General features: G+C 65.9%; 17 protein-coding genes. 9 read left to right on the plus strand and 8 right to left on the minus strand.

Going from position 1 to position 15,620, the window contains the following annotated elements:
• Positions 1 to 252: 252 nt before the first annotated feature.
• Together fghA and SMD10_RS12990 are read right to left on the minus strand one after the other, a co-directional pair.
• Positions 253 to 1,083 (minus strand): S-formylglutathione hydrolase, encoded by an 831-nt coding sequence (gene fghA / locus SMD10_RS12985; RefSeq protein WP_331686124.1) that lies wholly within the window; start codon positions 1,081 to 1,083, stop codon positions 253 to 255.
• 91 nt (positions 1,084 to 1,174) lie between these two features.
• Entirely contained in the window at positions 1,175 to 2,302 is a 1,128-nt protein-coding gene (locus SMD10_RS12990; RefSeq protein WP_331686125.1) for an S-(hydroxymethyl)glutathione dehydrogenase/class III alcohol dehydrogenase, read from the minus strand.
• A 142-nt stretch (positions 2,303 to 2,444) separates the two neighbouring features.
• Here SMD10_RS12990 and SMD10_RS12995 point away from each other — a divergent pair, with 142 nt between their 5' ends.
• On the plus strand, positions 2,445 to 2,816 hold the full coding sequence (locus SMD10_RS12995; RefSeq protein ID WP_331686126.1) for a hypothetical protein: 372 nt from the start codon (positions 2,445 to 2,447) through the stop codon (positions 2,814 to 2,816).
• Between the two features lie 27 nt (positions 2,817 to 2,843).
• Here the strand turns inward: SMD10_RS12995 and SMD10_RS13000 are convergent, their stop codons facing one another.
• Both SMD10_RS13000 and SMD10_RS13005 read right to left on the minus strand, forming a co-directional pair.
• On the minus strand, positions 2,844 to 3,683 hold the full coding sequence (locus SMD10_RS13000; RefSeq protein WP_331686127.1) for a quinoprotein dehydrogenase-associated SoxYZ-like carrier: 840 nt from the start codon (positions 3,681 to 3,683) through the stop codon (positions 2,844 to 2,846).
• Positions 3,684 to 3,758: 75 nt separating this feature from the next.
• The gene (locus tag SMD10_RS13005; protein ID WP_432757239.1) at positions 3,759 to 4,670 is read right to left on the minus strand and encodes a quinoprotein relay system zinc metallohydrolase 2; all 912 of its coding nucleotides are present in this window, start codon (positions 4,668 to 4,670) and stop codon (positions 3,759 to 3,761) included.
• A 657-nt stretch (positions 4,671 to 5,327) separates the two neighbouring features.
• Here SMD10_RS13005 and SMD10_RS13010 point away from each other — a divergent pair.
• From SMD10_RS13010 to SMD10_RS13025, 4 genes are all read left to right on the plus strand, one after another.
• Positions 5,328 to 7,169 (plus strand): methanol/ethanol family PQQ-dependent dehydrogenase, encoded by a 1,842-nt coding sequence (locus SMD10_RS13010; protein ID WP_331686189.1) that lies wholly within the window; start codon positions 5,328 to 5,330, stop codon positions 7,167 to 7,169.
• A 258-nt stretch (positions 7,170 to 7,427) separates the two neighbouring features.
• On the plus strand, positions 7,428 to 7,946 hold the full coding sequence (locus tag SMD10_RS13015; protein WP_331686129.1) for a c-type cytochrome, methanol metabolism-related: 519 nt from the start codon (positions 7,428 to 7,430) through the stop codon (positions 7,944 to 7,946).
• Positions 7,930 to 8,808, plus strand: a complete 879-nt coding sequence (locus SMD10_RS13020; protein WP_331686130.1) for a substrate-binding domain-containing protein — start codon at positions 7,930 to 7,932, stop codon at positions 8,806 to 8,808. The genes SMD10_RS13015 and SMD10_RS13020 overlap by 17 nt, the downstream gene beginning before the upstream one ends.
• 14 nt (positions 8,809 to 8,822) lie before the next feature.
• Positions 8,823 to 9,365, plus strand: coding sequence for a PQQ-dependent catabolism-associated CXXCW motif protein (locus SMD10_RS13025; RefSeq protein ID WP_432757240.1), 543 nt, complete (start codon positions 8,823 to 8,825; stop codon positions 9,363 to 9,365).
• A gap of 14 nt (positions 9,366 to 9,379) precedes the next feature.
• Here the strand turns inward: SMD10_RS13025 and SMD10_RS13030 are convergent, their stop codons facing one another.
• From SMD10_RS13030 to SMD10_RS13045, 4 genes are all read right to left on the minus strand, one after another.
• Entirely contained in the window at positions 9,380 to 10,000 is a 621-nt protein-coding gene (locus SMD10_RS13030; protein WP_331686132.1) for a hypothetical protein, read from the minus strand.
• A complete protein-coding gene (locus SMD10_RS13035; protein WP_331686133.1) occupies positions 9,987 to 10,415 on the minus strand; it encodes a cupredoxin domain-containing protein in 429 nt (142 codons plus the stop codon). The genes SMD10_RS13030 and SMD10_RS13035 overlap by 14 nt, the downstream gene beginning before the upstream one ends.
• A 63-nt stretch (positions 10,416 to 10,478) precedes the next feature.
• Entirely contained in the window at positions 10,479 to 11,471 is a 993-nt protein-coding gene (locus SMD10_RS13040; protein ID WP_331686190.1) for a YVTN family beta-propeller repeat protein, read from the minus strand.
• 172 nt (positions 11,472 to 11,643) lie between these two features.
• On the minus strand, positions 11,644 to 12,855 hold the full coding sequence (locus SMD10_RS13045) for an ABC transporter substrate-binding protein (protein WP_331686134.1): 1,212 nt from the start codon (positions 12,853 to 12,855) through the stop codon (positions 11,644 to 11,646).
• Between the two features lie 211 nt (positions 12,856 to 13,066).
• Between SMD10_RS13045 and SMD10_RS13050 the strand changes: the two genes are divergently transcribed.
• From SMD10_RS13050 to SMD10_RS13065, 4 genes are all read left to right on the plus strand, one after another.
• The gene (locus tag SMD10_RS13050; protein ID WP_331686135.1) at positions 13,067 to 13,579 is read left to right on the plus strand and encodes a DUF3280 domain-containing protein; all 513 of its coding nucleotides are present in this window, start codon (positions 13,067 to 13,069) and stop codon (positions 13,577 to 13,579) included.
• A gap of 114 nt (positions 13,580 to 13,693) precedes the next feature.
• Positions 13,694 to 13,906 carry a hypothetical protein gene (locus SMD10_RS13055; RefSeq protein ID WP_331686136.1) on the plus strand — a complete coding sequence of 71 codons (213 nt, stop codon included), beginning with the start codon at positions 13,694 to 13,696 and terminating at the stop codon, positions 13,904 to 13,906.
• Positions 13,870 to 14,697 (plus strand): ATP-binding cassette domain-containing protein, encoded by an 828-nt coding sequence (locus SMD10_RS13060; RefSeq protein WP_432757236.1) that lies wholly within the window; start codon positions 13,870 to 13,872, stop codon positions 14,695 to 14,697. Before SMD10_RS13055 ends, SMD10_RS13060 begins: the two co-directional genes overlap by 37 nt.
• A complete protein-coding gene (locus tag SMD10_RS13065; RefSeq protein ID WP_432757241.1) occupies positions 14,697 to 15,497 on the plus strand; it encodes an ABC transporter permease in 801 nt (266 codons plus the stop codon). The genes SMD10_RS13060 and SMD10_RS13065 overlap by 1 nt, the downstream gene beginning before the upstream one ends.
• Positions 15,498 to 15,620 lie beyond the last annotated feature (123 nt).

Below are 15,620 nucleotides of genomic sequence, written 5' to 3' on the forward strand. Positions count from 1 at the left end.
GAAAGGTTCGCCGCGACGCGTGGGCGCGCATAAGGCCGACGACCTGCCGCTTGGCGCGGCCCATGAACGATTTCAAGCGCTCCGTGCCGGTCTTCCGCCGGGGCGCTTGTTTCGCCAGAAGGCGTAAATTCGACGCCGCCGCCAGCTCACGTCGCGTATATCAACCGATATTCGATTAAAAACATAAAACGGCGAGGTCCAAGCCTGATTTGTCCACGCCGCCTTGAAGGTCGGCGCCAGATCAACCGTTCTTCAGTTCAATCGCTCGGCATGCCAGGCGAGATGATCGTCCATGAACGTCGAGATGAAATAGTAGGAGTGATCGTAGCCCGGCTGCATGCGCAGGGTGAGCTCGATGTCGGCGCTCAGGCAGGCCTTCTCCAGGCGCTCGGGCTGGAGCTGTGGAGCCAGGAAGTTGTCGGCGTCACCCTGGTCCACCAAGAAGGCGTCGAAGCGGGCGCCGTCCTCGATCAGCGCGCAGGCGTCATAGCGGCGCCAAGCCGCCTGGTCCTGCCCCAGATAGAGCGGCAGCGCCTTCTGGCCCCACGGCACCTCGATCGGCGCGACGATCGGTGCGAAGGCCGAGCACGAACGATAGCGTTCGGGGTTCTTGAGCGCCAAGGTGAGGGCGCCGTGGCCACCCATGGAATGGCCGAAGATCGCCTGGCGGGCCGTGTCGACGGGGAAGTTCTCCGCGATCAGCGCCGGCAGTTCGTCGCGGACATAGGTCTCCATCCTGTAGTGATCGGCCCAGGGCGCCTCGGTGGCGTCGAGATAGAACCCGGCGCCCTGACCCATGTCGTAGGCTTCGTCGTCGGCGACGCCGTCGCCGCGCGGGCTGGTATCCGGGCAGACGATGACGAGGCCGAGCTCTGCCGCTGCCCGCCGGTATTCGCCCTTTTCCATGACGTTGGCATGGGTGCTGGTGAGACCCGACAGATACCACAGCACCGGACAGGGGCCGGAAGCCGCCTGTGGCGGTAGGAAGACGGCAAACGTCATTTCGGTGCCGGTGGCGCTGGAGGCGTGGCTGCAGACGAGCTGCGAGCCGCCATGGGCGGCCCAGCGCGATTTGGTCTCCATGGTCGAAACTCCCATGCTTGTCATTGACGCGCCGGTCGTCCGTCCTTCATGCCGGCCGAGGCCGTAGCGAAGGACGGATGGCGCCGGTCGCTCAGTAAAGCACCACCGAGCGGATCGATTCGCCCGAGTGCATCAGCTCGAAGCCCTTGTTGATGTCGTCGAGCGGCATGGTGTGGGTGATCATCGGATCGATCTCGATCTTGCCGTCCATGTACCATTCGACGATCTTCGGCACGTCGGTGCGCCCGCGTGCGCCGCCGAACGCCGTGCCCTTCCAGGTCCGTCCGGTGACCAGTTGGAACGGCCGAGTGGCAATCTCGGCGCCCGCCGGCGCCACGCCGATGACCACCGACTGGCCCCAGCCGCGATGACAGGCTTCGAGCGCCTGGCGCATCACCTTGACGTTGCCGGTGCAGTCGAAGGTGTAGTCGGCACCGCCGATCTGGTCGGCGCCGCGCTTGGTCATGTTGACGAGGTGGGCGGTGAGGTCGCCCTCGATCTCGCTCGGATTGACGAAATGCGTCATGCCGAAGCGCTCGCCCCATTCCTTCTTGGAATTGTTGAGGTCGACGCCGATGATCATGTCGGCGCCCACCAGCCTGAGCCCCTGCACGACGTTGAGGCCGATGCCGCCCAGGCCGAAGACGATGGCCGTCGCGCCCGGCTCCACCTTGGCCGTGTTGACCACGGCGCCGACGCCGGTGGTCACGCCGCAGCCGATGTAGCAGACCTTGTCGAAGGGCGCGTCCTCGCGGATCTTGGCGAGCGCGATCTCCGGCAGGACGGTGAAGTTGGAGAAGGTCGAGCAGCCCATGTAATGGTGGATCGGCTTGCCATCGAGCGAGAAGCGCGAGGTGCCGTCGGGCATCAGGCCCTGGCCCTGGGTGGCGCGAATCGCGGTGCAGAGATTGGTCTTGCGCGACAGGCAGGAGGGGCACTGGCGGCATTCCGGCGTATAGAGCGGAATGACGTGATCGCCTTTTTTCACGGTCGTCACGCCTGGGCCGACGTCGACCACGACGCCGGCGCCCTCGTGACCGAGGATCGAGGGAAAAATGCCCTCGGGGTCGGCGCCCGACAGGGTGAAATCGTCGGTGTGGCAGATGCCGGTCGCCTTGATCTCGACCAGGACCTCGCCTTCCTTCGGCCCGTCGAGATCGACTTCGGCGATCTCCAGCGGCTTTCCGGCTTCGAAAGCAACGGCTGCGCGTGTCTTCATCCCAATGTCCTCCCGGCTGCTCGTTTGGGCTTATTGGCTGGGGAGCTTTACAATCTTGCCGCTCCGATGCAAGCCAGAGCTGTATCCGGCTTCTCACAAACACAATAATGGGGCGGCGCCGGACATTCGACAGGGAGGAGACATGACACATCGAGGGCACCCGATCGCGATGGCAGCCGCCATCGTCGCGGCGACGGCGAGCGCGGCGTATGGCCAAGCGACGTCGCTTCAGGGTTTCGACAACGACTACCCGACCACCGTCATCGCCGACTACGTGTTCGGCTGCATGAAGGCGAACGGTGAAACGCGGCAGTCGCTCGATCGCTGCTCGTGCTCGATCGACGTCATCTCGACGCTGCTGCCGTATGGCGCCTACGAGGAGGCCGAGGCGTTTCTCAGCCTCGGCCAGATCAATGGCGAGCGCGGTGTGCTGTTTCGCGCCAGCGAGCAGTCGAAGACGGCAATCGACAAGCTTCGCAATGCCCAGGTCGAGGCCGAACTGCGCTGCTTCTGACGCCGCAGCGGCGCCGAACGAACCGGCTCAGCCTTGCGGCGCGGCCTTTGCCGAGGGCCATTCGCGGGTGAAGACGTCGTCTTCCGTGTCGACCGCCTCGACGCTGATCGGCTGGCCGTTCGGCGCGAAGTCGAAGCGGAAATTGGGGTCCTCCGACAGCGAGATGCCACCTTCCATGTGGAAGATGAGCGCGTCGCCCTGCCGGATCGTCACCTCGCGCACGAAATGGGCCGGGATGTAGTTGCGCGTCAACTGATCCATCTGCAATCCGGAATTGTTGGGGTGACGGATCATCAACTGGGCCTCGGCCTGGCTTGCCGACGCGGGCGCCTCGCCCGAGGTCTGGCCGAACTGTCGCAGCTTCATCTGGCCGAGATTGGCCATCGCCTGCTCGGGGTCTTTCGACATCGGCGCCGAACAGCCGCCCGATGCCTTGACGAATACCTCGGCGACGTGCAGCGAGCCGTCCGAGAACTCGGCCACCGCGTGAACCGGCGTATAGCTGTTGACCCGCACGCGCGTCGAGATCTCGGTCAGGCCGGTATCCGGTCCGAGCTCGAAACTCGCGGCGACCGGCGCGGGGTTGTTGTCGATGACGAGCACGAGTTTCGACACCTGTCGCCGGTCTCCGGCCGGCAGCGCCGTGCGGATCGTCATCGGCACAAGCGCGGCATCCTCGGCGCGATAGGGCGCTTCGAGAGCAACCAGATCGTCGGCGGCCAGAGGACGATCGGCGAACAGGCTGTCGGCGATGTCCGTCCAGGCGCCGTCCGCCTCGTCGGCCGCGGCCGTGTCCGAAAAGATCAGCACGGCGGCAAGCGCGGTGGCGGCCTGTATGCCGGCGATCCGGCGCATCCGGTTCAACATGGCATTCCTCCCGTTTCGTGTGTTTGTCTTCGGGGGGCGCGACCCGCGTTTGCGGGCGGGTCCCCAAATCGTCGGCTACTCCCATTCCAACTCGGCGAAGGCGGCCGTCGCGTTACGGCGATGAAACTCTTCGACCAGGGTCCAACCAGGATCCGGCGGCGGCACCGCCGCGACGGCCTCCACCATGCCGGCACCGCGATGGATCTCGGCGCGCAACGCCTCGGCAAGCCTGTCCAGATAATGCCGCTGGGGCGACAGCGCCTCCGGCCAGGGTGCCGCGGCCGGACCGTGGCCGGGAACGACACGCCGTGCGTCGATCGCCGCCAAGGCGTCGTGGACGGCGAGCCAGCCGAGGAGGCTGCCGTCGATCACCGGCAGGTGCCCCATGAAGAGGAGATCGCCGGCGAACAACGTTCCGGTCTTTTCGTCGAGAACGGTCAGGTCGTTGTCGGTATGGGCCGTTGGCCAAGCCTTCAGACGCAACGGTCGGTTCCCGAGGTCGAGCACCGTCTCGTCCGCGACCAGCACATCCGGCGCGATGATCGCCACATCCTCGATCAGGGCGTCACCCAGCAGCGGGCGATTGGCGTCCAGATAGTGCGCGCCGTGGCTCGCCAGGGCCCGGGGTAGATGGGCGTGACCGACGAAGCGAGGGGCCTCTCCCCCGCGCCCTGCCGCCTTGAATGCAGCGTTGCCGAAGACATGGTCGGGATGCATGTGGGTGTTGACGACGTAGCGGACCGGAAGATCCGTCACACGCTGAATGGCAGCAAGAAGAGCATCGCCTTCCTCGACGCTGCCGCCCGTATCGATCACCGCAACCGCCGCCTCGCCGACCACGAAGCCGACATTGGCGATCGCGCCGCTATTGGCCGTCGACATGAGTTCGTGGACACCCGGGTGGACGAAGACGCCGGGCGCCACCTCGGTCACGGCGAGCGGCGACGCGGCGGCCCGCGCCGCAGCCGGACCGGCGAGCACAAGCATGGCGGCGCACAAGGCTGTAGCGGCTTGCTTCGTCACCCGCTGCCAGGCATTCGAGCCGAACCGCGCCGAAGCGGACGATGGGCCACCGAGCGCGGCACGGCCACCGGCACTGATCACCGGATCGCGCTTCGGTTGCGGAATGCTTGGCGTGATTCGATGCCGATCGGCTCCATCGAGGGTTGTCAGGCCGCGACCCTCTTTCGGCCGGACATATCCCCGACGTCGAAGTCGCACGCCGCGGACCGCCGACGCTTCGAATCGCCCTAACCGGACCGTTCCGATGACCATCCAGATCAGCCTCCTATTTCCCAGCACATCAGGGAAACGTGTTTTATTGATGGAGGTTAGGACCGGTCTGTCAAGCTGGCTACGGCCGTGTGAGCTTCGCGTCGCAGGAATGACCGTCTTTGGCTGGGAGACCGCAATTATCGGTTACCTATGGAGGGAGAAATGCTGCATTGCACAAACTATGCGTGCGCAAGCGAAGTTCGAAAACTGTTGTCCATTCCTCGCTTTTGCGTTTAGTCTCCGCAGACCCATCGATCGCTCACCGGGCGTGGCTTCACATATCAGCCGTTGCAAGGCTCTGAGCCGGGTGGATATAAAAATGCCGGGAGGGAGACCCGGTACGACCAACAGGGAGGAGATACGATGCGAATGCTAGCGCTTCGCTCCGCATGCCTGCTTGCGGGCATCTCGTTTGCAACGACGGCGGCTCTCGCCAACGATCAGCTCATCGAGATGCAGGACAATTCGGCCGAATGGGTCATGCCCACGGGCAATTACGCAAACTGGCGATGGTCCAAGCTGGATCAGATCAACAAGGACAATGTCGGCGACCTGCAGGTCGCCTGGACCATGTCGACCGGCGTTCTGCGCGGTCACGAGGGTGCGCCGCTGGTCATCGGCGACATGATGTACTTCACGACGCCCTTTCCCAACAACGTCTTCGCCGTCGACCTGGCGAACGACAACGTCATCAAGTGGAAATACACCCCCAAGCAGGATCCGAGCGTCATCGGCGTGATGTGCTGCGACACGGTCAACCGTGGCGTCAGCTATGCCCCGGCCGACGGTGACCGGCCCGGGCTGGTCATCCTCCAGCAGGCCGACACCAAGGTGGTGGCGCTGAACGCCGACAGCGGCGAGGTGGTTTGGGAGGTCACCAATGGCGACGCCTCCAAGGGCCAGACGGCGACGATGGCGCCGATGGTCGTCAAGGACAAGGTGATCGTCGGTATTTCCGGCGCCGAATACGGCGTGCGCGGACACCTGACCGCCTACGACATCAAGACGGGCGAGCAGGTATGGCGCGCCTTTTCGACCGGCCCCGACGCAGAAATGCTGGTCGATCCCGAAAAGACCACGACGCTCGGCAAGCCGATCGGCGAGGATTCGTCCCTGAAGACCTGGGAAGGCGATCAGTGGCAGATCGGCGGCGGTACCACCTGGGGCTGGTTCAGCTACGATCCCGAACTCGACCTGATCTACTATGGCACCGGCAACCCCGGCACCTGGAACCCGACGCAGCGGCCGGGCGACAACAAGTGGTCGCTCTCGATCATGGCGCGCGATCCCGACGACGGCATGGCGCGCTGGCTCTATCAGATGACGCCCCACGACCAGTGGGACTATGACGGCGTCAACGAGATGATGCTCGCCGACCTCGATTTCGACGGCCAGACCCGCAAGGTGCTGGTGCATCCCGACCGCAACGGCTTCGCCTATACGCTCGATCGGGAGACCGGCGAACTGCTGGTGGCCAAAAAGTACGATCCGGCCGTCAACTGGGCGACCGAGGTCGTGATGGACGAGTCCAGCGACCAGTACGGCCGGCCGCAGGTGGTCGAGCAGTACTCGACGGAAGCCGGCGGCGAGGACACCAACACCACCGGCGTCTGCCCGGCCGCGCTCGGCACCAAGGACCAGCAGCCTTCGGCCTTCTCGCCGAAGACCAAGCTGTTCTACATCCCGACCAACCACGTCTGCATGGACTACGAGCCGTTCCGCGTCAGCTATACGGCCGGTCAGCCCTATGTCGGCGCCACCCTGTCGATGTACCCGGCCCCCGATAGCCACGGCGGCATGGGCAACTTCATCGCCTGGGACGCCACCAAGGGCGAGATCAAGTGGTCGCTCGCCGAGCGGTTTTCGGTGTGGTCGGGCGCGCTGGCCACCGCCGGCGACATCGTTTTCTACGGCACTCTCGAGGGCTATCTGAAGGCGATCGACTCCGAGACCGGCGACGAGCTCTACAAGTTCAAGACGCCGTCGGGGATCATCGGCAACGTCATGACCTACGAACATGCCGGCAAGCAGTATATCGCCGTTCTGTCGGGCGTCGGCGGCTGGGCGGGTATCGGCCTGGCGGCCGGCCTGACCGATCCGAATGCGGGTCTCGGCGCGGTCGGCGGCTATGCGAGCCTCAAGAACTACACCGACCTCGGCGGCCAGCTTACCGTCTTCGCGCTGCCCGACGAGATGGCTTCGACCCAGTAGACGGGTCTGCATCGCGCATCCGGCCTTTGCATCCCGGCGGATCGTCCGCCGGGGCATGGGCCGGAAGCGCCGGGCCGCCGGCGTGTCCTTGCCCCTTCCAGGAGCAACTCGCCGAACGCGGTCTTATCAGGCAAAGGCGGAGACCGGCCTTTGCCGCTCATCCTTTCAGGACGACACCACGGATTGCGGCATGTCGGCCTCGATGACCTGTGGGCAGGTCTTTTGCCCCCTGCCCGACTTCGCCACCAAGAGGAACCGATGACGCTGTACCAGTCCCTGTTCGCCGCCATCGTCGCGGCCGCTGCGCTCGGCGCGGCACCGGCCTATTCCGACGGACCCGGCGATCCTGAAGCCGTCGACCAGGACGGCGGCTACTACCTCGACGCCGACGGCGTTCCGACCTTCCACATTGCCGATGACGGCACCGTCGATTTCCCGACCTATTCCGGCTTCCGTCGCTATCACTCGGAATGCCACGTCTGCCACGGCCCGGACGGGCTCGGTTCGAGCTACGCGCCGGCGCTCGTCCAGAGCGTAAAGACGTTGTCCTATGTGGACTTCATGGGGATCGTCGCCGGCGGACGGCAGCATGTCGACAGCGGCAACAACAACGTCATGCCGGCCTTCGGCGATAACCCGAACGTCATGTGCTACCTCAATGACATCTATACCTATCTGCGCGCCCGCGGGCAGGGCGATCTGCCGCGCGGCCGACCGGCCAAGAAGGAAGCTAAGAGCGACGCCTTCAAGGAAATGGAAGATGCCTGCATGGGCTGATCCGCCGAGCGCCCGGTGGGTGCCTCGTCTCCTCGCCGCCGTCCTCGCGACGGCGGCGAGCGTCGCGGCCGTGCCGGCGTGGTCCGCCGGTCTCGGCGCCGATGTCGAACTGGTTGACCCGGACGTCCTGCGCGTCTGCGCCGATCCGGCCAACATGCCGTTCTCCAACGAGAAGGGGGAGGGCTTCGAGAACAAGCTCGCCGAACTGGTTGCCGACCAGCTCGGCCGCAGCCACGTGTCCTACACCTTCTTTCCGCAGGGCATGGGCTTCGAGCGCAACACGCTCGGCGACCATCGCTGCGACGTGGTGATGGGCTTCGCGCAGGGCGGCGAATTGGTCCAGAACACCAACGCCTACTACCGGTCGGCCTATGTGCTGGTCGTGCCGTCGGATTCGGAGCTGGCCGACGTCGCCTCCCTCGCAGACCCGCGCCTGAAGGGCAGGCACATCGGCGTCATCGCCCGAACGCCGCCCGCCACCAGCCTTGCCACCCACGGCCTGATGGCGGACGCCAAGCCCTATTTCCTGATGGTCGACTCGCGGGTCTCGTCGCCCGTCAAGGACATGATGGACGATCTCGCCGCCGGCGAAATCGACGCCGCCGTCGCCTGGGGGCCGATGGCCGGCTATTTCGCCCAGCAAAGCGGAACGGCGATGACGGTGACACCGCTCCTCGACAGCGACGAGGGCACGCGGATGACCTACCGCATCACCATGGGCGTGCGACGCTCCGATCAGGAATGGAAGCGCACGCTCAACCGGGTGATCCGCGAGAACCAGGACGCGATCAACGACATCCTGCTCGACTACGGCGTACCGCTGCTGGACGAGCACGATCAGCCGATCACGCGAAGCGAGTGACCCTCCGGCTCGCCATGCTGGGGCTTGTCGCCCTGCTCGTTCCGGGCGGCACCTGGGCCGGGGAGCAGGCGGCCGAACCCACGACCTATCGGATGGAAGAGTATCGCGCGCCGGTTCCCGGCACGCTGGAAGGGGCGACGGTGATCGACCTCCGCCAGGCCGAGGCCCTTTGGCGGGGCGGCGAGGCGGTGTTCGTCGACGTGCTGCCGCAGCCCCCACGGCCGGACCTGCCCGCAGGCACGCTGTGGCATCCTCCGGAGCGCAAGAACATTCCGGGCAGCCTCTGGCTTGCCAACACCGGCTTCGGCGCGCTCTCGCCGGAGACCGAAGCCTATTTCGTCCATGAACTCGCGCGTGCCACCGGCAAGGACAAGAGCGCTGACCTTGTCTTCTATTGCCTGCGCGACTGCTGGATGTCGTGGAACGCGGCCAAGCGCGCCGTCGCGCTGGGCTATTCCGCGGTGCATTGGTATCCCGACGGCACCGACGGTTGGGCTGAAGCCGGCCTGCCGCTGAAGGACAGCCAACCAGCGCCGTCCGGCACGAGCGTGGATTAAGGCCGCTCGGGCCGTCAGTCGGGCATCGCTTCGCCGATGGCCCGACCGAGTGCGAAAAGACGCTGTTCGACGAGGCGCGGCGCATCGCAGATATAGCTGAGCGAACTGCGCCGCTCGTCGAAGATCCGCTGGTCCCAGCGCAGCTTTTCGCGCGCGTCCGTGGTGTCGGCATTCGTATCCGCCTGGTCGAGCTTGGCCGCCTCCTCGCGAATCTGCTCGGCGAGCGCCTTCTGATGCCGGGCATAGCGCTCGATCCCGGCGATGATCTTGCCGCGCTCGCCGTTCATGGTGTGAAACAGTCCGGCGAACAGCAGCGTCAGGCCGTCCTTGCGCGCCGCAGGATCGAGGCCCTCGGCAAAAGTCCTGACCTCGGCCTCGGCCTGTTCGATCGGCAGGCGCCGCTGGCTGAGTTCGCGAACGAGGTCGACCACCTTTTTGTCGTCACGCCAGCCGGATGCATCGTCGAGCGGGGGACCGGTCCAGACCGCCGCCGGCGTCAGGCTCGGTACCTTGCGCTGATGGCACGGCCAGTCGGGATCGTCGGGCACACCCTGTCCGGCGGCCGGCGCGGCGAGGGCCCCGCAGATGGCGACGGCATAAGCCACCGCCGCCAGAGGGTGCTCAACCCTTGACATCGAAGACGGCCTGCTGGCTCTCGCCGGTCGAGCCGGGGATGCGCAGAACGAACCGCCCGGGCCGGATCGGAATGAAGCTGATCGTCGCCTCGCCCTCGTCGTCGAACTCGATCGAATCGACGCCGAGCGGCCGAACCTCGATGTCGTTGATGACGACCTCGTTGACCCACACATTTCGGAAGAACTCGGCGCCGGAGATGGCGAGTTCGGCCGAGCCGTCGGCCTGGATGGTGAGCTTGTAGTACTTGCCCGCCTCCAATTCGTAGGGCGCCTCGGCGAGCGGCTGGCCCGAGGCGAGCGTGATCGGTGCCAGATCCTCGGCGCCGCCGGTCAACAGCCCGGCCTGGCCAAAGGCCATTCCGGACAGCGCCAGGATCGTCGCGGCGACGAAAACACCGGTGATTGCCTTTCTCATTGTCGTCCTCCCGTTTGCAGATTGTCAGAAGCGTCCTTCACGCCCAGGGCCGCCCGGCGCGGCTCATTGCGGCGTCGTCACCACGCCCCAGGGAAACTCGCCCACCGGGACCGTGTCGATCACCTCCTCCTCTTCGACGTCGATGACCGAGATGTCGTTCGAGACGCCGTTGGTGGAGAAGAGCAGCGTCTGGTCGGGCGAGAAGGCGAGTTGCCAGACCCGCTGGCCGACCAGCAGATAGTCGAGAACCTCGTAGCTTTCGCCATCGATCACGGCGACGCGGTTGGCCGGACCGAGGGCAACGAAGGCGCGCTTGCCGTCCTGCGTGAACCGGATACCGACCGGCTGGATCGCTTCCGGCCGCAGCCCGGGGATCTCGAAGGTGATTGTGTGCTTCACCTCGTGTGCTACCGGGTCGATGACGCTGACCGTGCCGCCGATCTCGGCGGAGACCCAGACCTCCGAACCGTCATGCTTGAACTCGGCATAGCGCGGGCGCTGGTCGACCAGCACGTTGGCGACGATCTCGTGCGAGGCCGTGTCGATGAAATGCGCCATGTTGGTCGTCTCGGAAGTGTTGACGATGATGCCGCCGTCCGGCGACACGCCCATCCCCTCCGGCTCGACGCCGACGGGGATCTCCATCACCATCGCGCGCTCCTTGAGGTCGACGACGGTGACGAGGTTGTCGTCCTCGTTGGCGATGTAGAGCGGGTTGCCGCTCGGATGCACGATGAAGAGCTCGGGGTCAGGCCCGGAGGGCAGGGTATAGAGTCGCTCGTAGGTGTCGGTGTCGTAGACCTCCACCGTGTCGTCGTCGCCGACCGCAACCAGCAGCTGGTTGCCGGTTTCGGCGAGCGGCTGGCCGCCGTTGGCCAGCGTGATGCCGCGCGGACGCTGGCCGACGTCGAAGCTCGCGACAGCCTCCATCGTCTCGGAATCGACGACGGTGACCGTGTTGCTCTTCTCGTTGGAGACGAAGATCTTGTAGGCGGCGGCCGGCTGTGCGGCAAAAACCGACGCGGCAAGGACGATCGCGCCCGTGGTGCGTGTCATCATCAGCTCCTCCCTTTCGGCTGCGCTCGCTGGCGCCGCTCTCGTCGTTCATCCGTCGCGGTGGGCGAGCGGACCGCCAATATCCGGCGATTCGCAGTCCCGATGCTGCGGCGTCCTTTTCGTATCGAGCCGGTTTCGCGAAGAACCGGCTCCCACTTTTTCGCCCGGCGCTTCAGTCCAGATGGCAGCTGCTTTCGGGTCGGTCGTATCCCAGCGTGTCGAGATACGAGGTCGGGTGCAGAAAGCCCTCCTGCGGCGACACCGAGACCACCTGCTTGCCGTCGGCCAGCAGGATCGGCTGGCGCAGCTGCCGGTTCCACGGCCGCAGCGTCAGCGCCTGCCCCTTGAACGCGGCGAGCGCGAAATCCGGCCCCGTCATGTAGTCCGCAATGGCCCGGCGCTCGGTCGAGCCGGCGCGCGTCGCCGCTTCGCCGACCATGCGCACGGCCATCCAGGCCAGCATGTCCTCCTCCTGCATGCGGCGGCGGAACTCGTCCATGAAGCGATTCTGCACCTGGATGCCGGCCCACTCCTCATGCGCCGGGCTCCAGGCCGTGGCCACCAGCCCCGCGGTGCCGGCGACCGGGCGAGCATCCCAGGTGTGATAGGGCACGTAGGTGCCGAACACCTCGTTCTCGTCCGCCACGATCAGCACGTCGTGCTCGGCCGCATCCTGCAGAAAGGCCGGGAGCTTCTCCTGAACCTGGACATGGCCGGTATCGGTGGTGCGCGCGCCGCCGGTGTCGGGATAGACGCGCTCCTCGACGATCTGTCCGCCGAAGCGCCGGGCGGCCCGGCGGATCGCCGCCGCATAGGCCTCGTCCTCCGGATGCGAGCCGACCACGAGAAACCAGCGCGGCCACTTCTTCCAGGCGAGATATTGCGCGAGTGCGTCGGCTAGCATCGCCCGGCTCGGCGCGACATGGATCAGGTTCGTCCGGCAGTCCCGAAGCCGCAGCTCGTCGTCGGGCGCCCCGACGTTGAACACCGTCATGTCGTGCCCTGCGGCGGCATCGGCCACCGCCAGAAGTGCCCCGGCATCGAGATCGGCCACCACCCAGTCGACGCCGGCCTCGGCCAGCGTTTCGACCGCACTCACGGCTGCTCCGCGATCCGCCGCGGCGACGGATTCGAGCGTATAGTTCTGGCCGGTGAAGCGACCGGTCGTGTTGTTGTCGGCGATGGCAAGCCGGGCACCGGCGAGCCCGAGATCGTCCGCCGGCCGGTCGAGCAGCGACAAAGTGAGCTCCCGACGCGGCGGCTCGATATATCCGATCCTCAGATCGGCCGCCTCTGCCGCGAGGGTGATCGCGGCCCAAATCAGGCCCGCAGCCAGCGCAGACAGCAAGCCGGCGCCCCGCAGATGCGCAGGCGTTGCGCACATCGGCGCATCCTCCCAGCTGGTTTCTCCCAAAGGGTGTTTTCTTTGAAGTCTAGCCTTCAATCGAAGCGTGCAGCAAGGGGCGATCTGTCAAAAACATCCAGTGAGCAGCACGGTGCGCCTCTGGTCCGGTCGCAATCCGGTTTTCCGGGACGGTCGGGACGTCGTGACGAGGCTCTTGCTGCTGCGCCGCAACAACCCCTAAGGTGGTTGTATGTTCGACCTCCTCGACCGACGGCATCTGTTGGGCCTGGGCTTTCTGCTGCTCGTCGGCGCCGCGACCGGGCGTGCCGCCGAACCCGTAAGCGTGGCGGTGTTCGACTTCGAACTGATCGATACCAGCCAGGGCGGCGTGTCGACCGTACCGCCGGAGGCCGAGGCCCATCGGCTCCGGCTGTTGAGCGAACAGTTGCGCCATGCCTACGAGGCGGCGGCCGACTATCGCCTGGTCGACATCGCGCCGGTGGCGGACGAAGCGAAAGCCCGCAACCGTCAAGGCTGCGGCGAGTGCGACCGGACGTTTGCGCAGGAACTCGGCGCCGACTGGTCGGTGACCGGCACGGTGTGGAAGGTCTCGAACCTCGTCCTCAACATCAGGGTCTATGTGCGCGACGTCGCCAGCGGCGAGATCAAGCAGACCCTCAACGCCGACATTCGCGGCAACACGGACCAGTCATGGCAAAGGGGGCTCGATTGGCTGATCCGCAACCGGCTGAAGTTAAAGTGAACGCGGCGCAGGAGAGCGCGGCTCGCCATATGCCCTTCTGGCGTGGATCGTGCTGCACCGCACAATTCCGATTCCCGCGTGTCGATCAGACGTCGCGCCGTGCCAGGAGACCCGATGCCCGTTATCGAACTCGTCGTCGCCATCTGCCTGGTCGGCGATCCCAACACGTGCAAGGAACAGCGTTTCCAGTTTACCGAAGGCACCAGCTTGATGGGCTGCGTGATGCGGGCTCAACCGTTCCTCGCTGATTGGGCGTTGCGGCACTCCCGGTGGAGCGTGCAGAAGTGGCATTGCGATTATCCGCAAAGGCGCGAACAGAAGGCCTAGGCGCCACCGACGCCGATGCGCTGACGCTCGAAGCGGTGTCGCACGCCTATGGACGGCGGCAGGCGCTGGACGGCATTACCATACGGGTCGGGCGCGGCCGCTTCACCGCGCTTCTCGGCCCCAACGGCGCCGGCAAGACGACCCTGTTCGGCCTGGTGACGCGTCTGCTCGGGCTCCAGCAGGGCCGCATCGCCATCTGCGGCATGGATCTTCGCGCCGCCGGTGCCGCCGCCCTTGCGCCGCTGGGGCTGGTGTTCCAGCAGCCCACGCTCGATCTCGACCTCACCGTGCGCCAGAATCTGCGCTACTTCGCAGCCCTGCGCGGCCTGTCGGGCCGTCAGGCGGATCGGCGGATCAGCGAAGAGCTCACCCGGCTGGGCATGGCCGAGCGGGTACGCGAGAAGGTGCGCGACCTCAATGGCGGCCACCGACGTCGCGTCGAACTGGCGCGCGCGCTTCTCCACGAGCCGTCGCTGCTTCTCCTCGACGAGCCGACCGTCGGGCTCGACGTCGAATCGCGCCGCCGCATCGTCGCCCATGTGCACGATCTGGCGCAGGAGCGCGGGCTGGGCGTGCTGTGGGCGACGCATCTCATCGACGAGGTTCGCCCCGAGGACAATCTGATCGTGCTGGCGGGTGGGCGCATCGTCGCCGAGGGCACGGCCGACAGCGTCGTGCGAGCGGCCGGAACGGCGAGCCTCGAATCGGCCTTCGAGCAGCTGACGAAGCCGGCAGGCCGGCCGGCGCCAGGTGCCGACGCTTCGGCGGGGGAGGAGGCCCTGCGTCCGTGATCACCCGTTGGCGAGCCCTCATGGGCATTCTCTATCGCGAGGTGCTGCGGTTCATCCAGCAGCGCGGCCGCTTCCTTGCCGCCCTGGTGCGCCCGATGGTGTGGCTCATCGTCTTCGCCGCCGGGTTCCGCTCGGTGCTCGGCATCGCCATCCAGCCGCCCTACCAGACCTACATCACCTACGACGTCTACATCGTGCCGGGGTTGATCGGCATGATCCAGCTTTTCAACGGCATGCAGTCGTCGCTGTCGATGGTCTACGACCGCGAGATGGGCTCGATGCGGGTCCTGATGACGACGCCGCTGCCGCGATGGTTCCTGTTGGCGGCGAAGCTCGCGGCGGGAACCGCCGTTTCGGTTCTGCAGGTCTATGCGTTTCTGGTGTTGGCGGCACTGTTCGGCATCGATTTTCCGGCGTTCGGCTACGTCGCGCTGCTGCCGGCGCTCATTCTGTCGGGGCTGATGCTCGGCGCGATCGGCATGTTCCTGTCCTCCACGATCAGCCAACTGGAGAACTTTGCCGGCGTGATGAACTTCGTCATCTTCCCGTCCTTCTTCCTGTCGTCGGCGCTCTATCCGCTGTGGCGCATGAAGGAATCGAGCGTCATTCTCTGGCGGATCGCCTCGGCCAATCCCTTCACCCACGCCGTGGAGCTCGTACGCTTCGCTCTCTACGGCAAGGCCGACCTGATGGCCGCCGGCATCGTCGCGGCGATGCTGGCGGTGTTCCTGGCGCTGGCCCTTTGGGGCTACGATCCGGGCCGCGGATTGCAGCCGCGCGCGCCCCGGCGTGGGGATTGACCCCGCTTGAGATCCGTCGCACTATTCAACCTAAGCCTGCGAAGATGGGTTTACGGTGCCCGCCCGATGATTGGAAACGATTGCGGGTGGCTTGGTAGGAATCAGTCGGGAGGCTCTCCAATT

The organism is Consotaella aegiceratis (assembly GCF_036541425.1).
GTDB lineage: Bacteria > Pseudomonadota > Alphaproteobacteria > Rhizobiales > Rhizobiaceae > Consotaella > Consotaella aegiceratis.

Excerpts from the sequence above, each read along its gene's own strand:
- SMD10_RS13045 (WP_331686134.1), bottom strand. The coding sequence starts at position 12,855 with ATGTGCGCAACGCCTGCGCATCTGCGGGGCGCCGGCTTGCTGTCTGCG.
- SMD10_RS12995 (WP_331686126.1), top strand. The coding sequence starts at position 2,445 with ATGACACATCGAGGGCACCCGATCGCGATGGCAGCCGCCATCGTCGCG.
- SMD10_RS13025 (WP_432757240.1), top strand. The coding sequence starts at position 8,823 with ATGCTGGGGCTTGTCGCCCTGCTCGTTCCGGGCGGCACCTGGGCCGGG.
- SMD10_RS13035 (WP_331686133.1), bottom strand. The coding sequence starts at position 10,415 with ATGAGAAAGGCAATCACCGGTGTTTTCGTCGCCGCGACGATCCTGGCG.
- SMD10_RS13010 (WP_331686189.1), top strand. The coding sequence starts at position 5,328 with ATGCTAGCGCTTCGCTCCGCATGCCTGCTTGCGGGCATCTCGTTTGCA.
- SMD10_RS13015 (WP_331686129.1), top strand. The coding sequence starts at position 7,428 with ATGACGCTGTACCAGTCCCTGTTCGCCGCCATCGTCGCGGCCGCTGCG.
- SMD10_RS12990 (WP_331686125.1), bottom strand. The coding sequence starts at position 2,302 with ATGAAGACACGCGCAGCCGTTGCTTTCGAAGCCGGAAAGCCGCTGGAG.
- SMD10_RS13000 (WP_331686127.1), bottom strand. The coding sequence starts at position 3,683 with ATGTTGAACCGGATGCGCCGGATCGCCGGCATACAGGCCGCCACCGCG.
- SMD10_RS13005 (WP_432757239.1), bottom strand. The coding sequence starts at position 4,670 with ATGCTTGTGCTCGCCGGTCCGGCTGCGGCGCGGGCCGCCGCGTCGCCG.
- fghA (WP_331686124.1), bottom strand. The coding sequence starts at position 1,083 with ATGGAGACCAAATCGCGCTGGGCCGCCCATGGCGGCTCGCAGCTCGTC.
- SMD10_RS13040 (WP_331686190.1), bottom strand. The coding sequence starts at position 11,471 with ATGACACGCACCACGGGCGCGATCGTCCTTGCCGCGTCGGTTTTTGCC.
- SMD10_RS13020 (WP_331686130.1), top strand. The coding sequence starts at position 7,930 with ATGCCTGCATGGGCTGATCCGCCGAGCGCCCGGTGGGTGCCTCGTCTC.
- SMD10_RS13055 (WP_331686136.1), top strand. The coding sequence starts at position 13,694 with ATGCCCGTTATCGAACTCGTCGTCGCCATCTGCCTGGTCGGCGATCCC.
- SMD10_RS13050 (WP_331686135.1), top strand. The coding sequence starts at position 13,067 with ATGTTCGACCTCCTCGACCGACGGCATCTGTTGGGCCTGGGCTTTCTG.
- SMD10_RS13030 (WP_331686132.1), bottom strand. The coding sequence starts at position 10,000 with ATGTCAAGGGTTGAGCACCCTCTGGCGGCGGTGGCTTATGCCGTCGCC.